Origin of the sequence: Streptococcus oralis (assembly GCF_004127215.1) — a bacterium.
Classification (GTDB): Bacteria; Bacillota; Bacilli; order Lactobacillales; family Streptococcaceae; genus Streptococcus; species Streptococcus oralis_BD.
In genome coordinates this window covers 1-5,334 of sequence record NZ_QEWJ01000020.1, presented here as the reverse complement: position 1 = coordinate 5,334, position 5,334 = coordinate 1, and the positions used below count along the sequence as shown (strand labels likewise).

General features: G+C 41.0%; 7 protein-coding genes, 1 tRNA gene and 1 rRNA gene. 8 read left to right on the top strand and 1 reads right to left on the bottom strand.

Features of this window, described 5'->3' with window-relative positions; translation table 11 throughout:
• Positions 1 to 96: IS3 family transposase (locus DF216_RS10245; protein WP_164979025.1), on the top strand; the 96-nt coding region annotated here is incomplete at its 5' end.
• 74 nt (positions 97 to 170) lie between these two features.
• On the opposite strand, the gene DF216_RS10240 is transcribed toward DF216_RS10245, so the two are convergent.
• Positions 171 to 1,046 carry an RluA family pseudouridine synthase gene (locus DF216_RS10240; protein WP_129326771.1) on the bottom strand — a complete coding sequence of 292 codons (876 nt, stop codon included), beginning with the start codon at positions 1,044 to 1,046 and terminating at the stop codon, positions 171 to 173.
• A gap of 86 nt (positions 1,047 to 1,132) precedes the next feature.
• Here DF216_RS10240 and pbp2a point away from each other — a divergent pair, with 86 nt between their 5' ends.
• The 7 genes from pbp2a to DF216_RS10205 all read left to right on the top strand — a co-directional run.
• Positions 1,133 to 3,328, top strand: a complete 2,196-nt coding sequence (pbp2a, locus tag DF216_RS10235) for a penicillin-binding protein PBP2A (protein ID WP_129326770.1) — start codon at positions 1,133 to 1,135, stop codon at positions 3,326 to 3,328.
• A 52-nt stretch (positions 3,329 to 3,380) separates the two neighbouring features.
• Positions 3,381 to 3,533 carry a 50S ribosomal protein L33 gene (gene rpmG / locus DF216_RS10230; protein WP_001809375.1) on the top strand — a complete coding sequence of 51 codons (153 nt, stop codon included), beginning with the start codon at positions 3,381 to 3,383 and terminating at the stop codon, positions 3,531 to 3,533.
• Positions 3,534 to 3,542: 9 nt separating this feature from the next.
• The gene (secE, locus tag DF216_RS10225; RefSeq protein WP_000505776.1) at positions 3,543 to 3,719 is read left to right on the top strand and encodes a preprotein translocase subunit SecE; all 177 of its coding nucleotides are present in this window, start codon (positions 3,543 to 3,545) and stop codon (positions 3,717 to 3,719) included.
• Between the two features lie 52 nt (positions 3,720 to 3,771).
• Positions 3,772 to 4,308: a transcription termination/antitermination protein NusG gene (gene nusG / locus DF216_RS10220; RefSeq protein WP_000376732.1), complete on the top strand. Its 537-nt coding sequence runs from the start codon at positions 3,772 to 3,774 to the stop codon at positions 4,306 to 4,308.
• A gap of 120 nt (positions 4,309 to 4,428) precedes the next feature.
• Positions 4,429 to 4,902 carry a hypothetical protein gene (locus tag DF216_RS10215; protein ID WP_001049305.1) on the top strand — a complete coding sequence of 158 codons (474 nt, stop codon included), beginning with the start codon at positions 4,429 to 4,431 and terminating at the stop codon, positions 4,900 to 4,902.
• Positions 4,903 to 4,966: 64 nt separating this feature from the next.
• Positions 4,967 to 5,038: transfer RNA gene (locus tag DF216_RS10210), tRNA-Glu, on the top strand.
• Positions 5,039 to 5,270: 232 nt separating this feature from the next.
• A 16S ribosomal RNA gene (locus DF216_RS10205) occupies positions 5,271 to 5,334 on the top strand; the annotation flags it as partial.

Sequence of the window (5,334 nt, the reverse complement as noted above, 5' to 3'; positions counted from 1 at the left end):
ATTGTGGACTACATTGATTACTACAACAATAAACGAATTAAGATAAAACTAAAAGGACTCAGTCCTGTGCAATACAGAACTAAATCCTTCGGATAAATTAATTGTCTAACTTTTTGGGGTCAGTACACTTCTGGTCTTGCTTTTTCTATATAGAAAAATGGATGCTAGTGTCATCCATTTTGTTTTAATTCTGTTTCGAAAGTATCCGAGAGGGCAGTAAAACTCAATTTTTCTAAGGTGAGTGGGTGGGTAAAGGAAAGGCGAAAAGCGTGAAGCATTAGCCGACTTGTTTTTGATCTAGAGTTATAGAGAGGATCACCCACGATAGGATGTTTATGATGAGAAAGGTGAACACGAATCTGATGCGTTCGACCAGTCTTTAGTTTACAACGAACCAGAGAAGTCTTGTTTGGAAATTGCTTTAATCGACTCACCTGTGTTTCAGCATATTGCCCCCTTTTAGAATCCACCACCCGTTTTCTGCGATTGTGTCGATCACGACCAATTTTATCTCGGAAGATAAGTTCTTTACTCCCTATTTGCCCCTCTACGAGTGCCCAGTACTCACGAGCGATTTCCTTTTTCTCCAACAAACGATTGAGAATGGGAAGGATAAAAGGATTTTTGGCGAAAAGCACTAAACCGCTTGTTTCCATATCCAGGCGATGAACAACATAGCAAGTTTGCCCGACGTAGGCAGAGACATGGTTGAGTAGGGCAATTTCATCTGGTTGATTACCGTGCGTTTTCATCCCTTCCGGTTTGTTAACAACAATGAGATGTTGGTCTTGATAAACTTCTTTAACGAGGTCTGGGTTGCCCCAAAGGATTTCCTTTGTGGGATAATCTTCCTCGTCAAAAATTAATTGGCAAATATCCCCTGGTTTCACCATCTCGTTCCAGTGAACTTGTTTTTGATTGATTTTGATGTTCTTCTTGGTTCTTAGAAAGTGGCGGACTTTTCTAGGGATGAGGAGTTGTTCCTCTAGATATTGTTTGACCGTCATTTGAGGCAGGGATGATGGTAATGTAAATGTGAATTGCATACAGATATTGTAACAAAAAAAGCCCTATTTGGATAGGAAATAGCTAAATTCTTGAGTTCCTATGGTGAAGATGATAAAATAAACGCATGAAAATAGATAAATTATTTGAGAAGTTTCTTTCTCTCTTTAAAAAAGAAACGAGTGAATCAGCAGAGTCTGATTCTACTAGTATGCGTCGTTCTCGGAGCGATAGAAAAAAATTAGGCCATGTAGGCCCGATACGGAAATTTTGGCGTCGATATCATCTGACAAAGATTGTCATCATTTTAGGACTGAGTGCTGGTTTGCTAGTGGGAACCTACCTATTTGCAATAGCCAAGTCCACTAATGTCAATGACTTGCAGAATGCTTTGAAAACAAGAACTCTGATTTTTGACCGCGAAGAAAAAGAGGCAGGTGCCCTGTCCGGTCAAAAGGGAACCTATGTTGAGCTGACAGATATCAGTAAAGACCTGCAGAACGCTGTCGTCGCGACAGAGGATCGTTCCTTCTATAAAAATGATGGAATTAACTATGGTCGTTTCTTTCTAGCTATTGTCACAGCAGGTCGTTCTGGAGGCGGTTCTACCATCACCCAACAGTTGGCGAAAAATGCCTATCTATCTCAAGATCAAACTGTTGAACGGAAGGCCAAGGAGTTTTTCCTAGCTTTAGAATTGACAAAAAAATACAGTAAGGAGCAAATCCTTACTATGTACCTCAATAATGCCTACTTTGGAAATGGCATCTGGGGTGTAGAGGATGCAAGTAAGAAATATTTCGGTGTATCGGCTTCACAACTAACGCTTGATCAGGCGGCCACTCTAGCTGGGATGCTCAAGGGGCCAGAGTTGTATAATCCTTTGAATTCCATTGAAGATTCAACTAACCGCAGGGATACGGTGCTACAAAATATGGTTGCTGCAGGCTATATTGATAAAAATCGAGAAACTGAAGCAGCTGGAGTAGATATGGCTTCTCAATTGCAAGATAAGTATGAAGGTAAGATTTCTGATTATCGTTATCCATCCTATTTTGACGCGGTTGTCAACGAGGCAGTCTCTAAGTACAATCTAACAGAAGAAGAGATTGTCAACAACGGTTATCGAATCTATACAGAACTTGACCAAAACTATCAAGCAAACATGCAGGTTATTTACGAAAATACTTCGCTCTTCCCAACGGCAGAAGACGGAACGCATGCTGAATCAGGTAGTGTTGCTCTAGAGCCTAAAACAGGTGGAGTGCGTGGAGTTGTCGGACGCGTAGCTGGTGATGACAAAACAGGCTTCCGTAATTTTAACTATGCAACTCAGTCTAAACGCAGTCCAGGCTCGACGATTAAGCCTTTGGTCGTTTATACTCCAGCTGTGGAAGCTGGCTGGGCTCTGAACAAGCAACTGGACAACCACACCATGCAGTATGACAGTTATCAAGTAGATAACTATGCGGGTATTAAGACATCTCCTGAAGTACCTATGTATCAAGCCTTGGCAGAGTCACTCAACCTCCCAGCGGTTGCGACTGTAAACGATTTGGGGATCAATAAGGCTTTTGAAGCTGGGACGAGATTTGGTTTGAATATGGATAAAGTTGATCGTGTTCTTGGAGTTGCCCTAGGTGGGGGTGTAGAGACGAATCCTCTCCAAATGGCACAAGCCTATGCAGCCTTTGCTAATGAAGGACTGATGCCTGAAGCGCATTTCATCACTCGTATCGAAAATGCCAGTGGACAGGTCATCAAGAGCCATAAAAATTCCCAAAAACGAGTGATCGATAAGTCGGTAGCCGATAAAATGACCAGTATGATGCTAGGAACATTTACCAATGGGACAGGGATTAGTTCTTCACCTGCTGATTATGTTATGGCTGGGAAAACAGGTACTACTGAGGCTGCTTTTAATCCTGAATATACTAGTGACCAGTGGGTGATTGGCTATACTCCAGATGTGGTAATTAGCCACTGGCTCGGTTTTCCGACGACGGATGAGAACCATTATCTAGCAGGTTCGACCTCTAATGGCGCTGCCCATATCTTTAGAAGTATGGCTAATACCATTTTGCCATACACTCCAGGTAGCACTTTTACAGTTGAAAATGCTTATAAACAAAATGGTATTGAACCAGAAAATACCAAGCAGCAAGTGGTTGAAAATGGAACGAATCAGACGGAAGATCCGTTGGGAGATATTCGTAGTCGAGCTCAAAATCTTGTAGACGAAGCGGGACGTGCGATTTCGGATGCAAAGATAAAAGAAAAAGCCCAGACAATCTGGGACTCTATCGTTAATCTCTTTCGTTAAGAGGCTTGTCAAAGCCCAGGTTTCTTGTTATAATAGATAAGATGGAGGCGTTATGGCACTAAAAAAAGCAAGCCTAGCTTGTGCAGTTTGCGGTTCAAGAAATTACTCAATCAAAATTAGTGGGAACCCCAAGCCAACACGACTAGAAGTAAATAAATTTTGTAAACATTGTGGAAAATATACGACACATAGAGAGACGAGATAGGAGAGAACGATGGGTTTTATTAAGGATATCTTCAAACTTCTTAAGGAAACAACATGGCCGACTCGCAAAGAAAGCTGGAGAGATTTTCGCTCCATTATGGAATATACAGCCTTCTTTGTGGTCATCATTTATATTTTTGACCAGTTGATTGTTTCAGGTTTGATTCGATTTATTAACATTTTTTAGAAGAAAAGCGGAGAACTTCTGCTAGCTTTCTTCTATTATGAAAGGAAATATCATGGATAGTTTTGACAAGGGATGGTTTGTTCTGCAAACTTATTCTGGCTATGAAAATAAGGTAAAAGAAAATCTATTGCAACGCGCGCAAACTTATAACATGTTGGATAATATTCTACGAGTTGAGATTCCAACACAAACCGTGCAAGTTGAGAAAAATGGAAAGAAAAAGGAAGTTGAAGAGAATCGCTTTCCGGGTTATGTCCTTGTAGAAATGGTCATGACAGATGAAGCATGGTTCGTTGTTCGAAACACACCTAACGTAACAGGGTTCGTTGGGTCACACGGTAACAGATCAAAGCCAACTCCACTATTGGAACAAGAAATCCGTGATATTCTGGTTTCAATGGGACAAACTGTTCAAGAGTTCGATATTGATGTTGAAGTTGGCCAGACAGTCCGCATCATTGATGGCGCTTTTGCAGACTACACAGGTAAAATTACTGAAATTGATAACAACAAAGTGAAGATGATTATCTCTATGTTTGGTAATGATACGATTGCAGAAGTGAATCTCAACCAAATTGCAGAATTATAACCCCAGAGAGGCTTTGCCTCTCTTTTTATGTGCCGTTGGGGGAGGAAGAAGTATAGAATAGAGGAAGTAGACCCAGTGGCTCGCGCATTTTGCTAAACTAAATGCAGAAAGGAGAGGTCTATGAATCTAAAAGATTTATATGAAGAAAGTAAGGGAATCGTCCATAAGTGTCGCAAAGATTATCATTTGCATCTGTGGGAGAAAGAGGACTGGGATCAGGAAGGCATGTTATGTCTGTATGAGCTGGTGAGTTGCAACCCAGAGTTACTAGAGGGGGAGCGCCATCGACTTTATGTCTGCTTTAAAACAAAGTTTAGAAATCGTATCCTAGATTACATCCGTAAACAGGAAAGCCACAAGCGCCGTTTTGACAAAGAACCCTATGAAGAGGTGAGTGAGATTAGTCATCGTCTAGGAGAAAAAGGACTCAGGCTGGACGATTATTATCTCTTTCACGAACTTCTAAAGAATTACAAATCAAAGCAGAGTATGGAAAAACAAGAGTTAATAGACCGTCTAATGGGAGGAGAAGTCTTTAGAGGACGTAAAGCTCTCCTGAGAGAACTTTCCCTTATCTTTTCAGAATTTCGGTAAAGAGGGAAAAAAGTCCTTGACAAAGGTAAAAAAGTAGGTATAATAGAAAGAGTTGAAAAGCTCAGGTCCGTTGGTCAAGGGGTTAAGACACCGCCTTTTCACGGCGGTAACACGGGTTCGAATCCCGTACGGACTATGATGTATTGCGGCTAAAAAAACTTGGAAAAAAGTTTAAAAAACTTGTTGACAGAGAGAGCTAGCTGTGATATACTAATATAGTTGTCGCTCATGAGAGAAGTGAGAGACAAAGACCTTTGAAAACTGAACAAGACGAACCAATGTGCAGGGCACTATAACTAAGGTTATAGTACTGAACAATGAAAAAACAATAAATCTGTCAGTGACAGAAATGAGTGAGAACTCAAACTTTTAATGAGAGTTTGATCCTGGCTCAGGACGAACGCTGGCGGCGTGCCTAATACATGCAAGTAG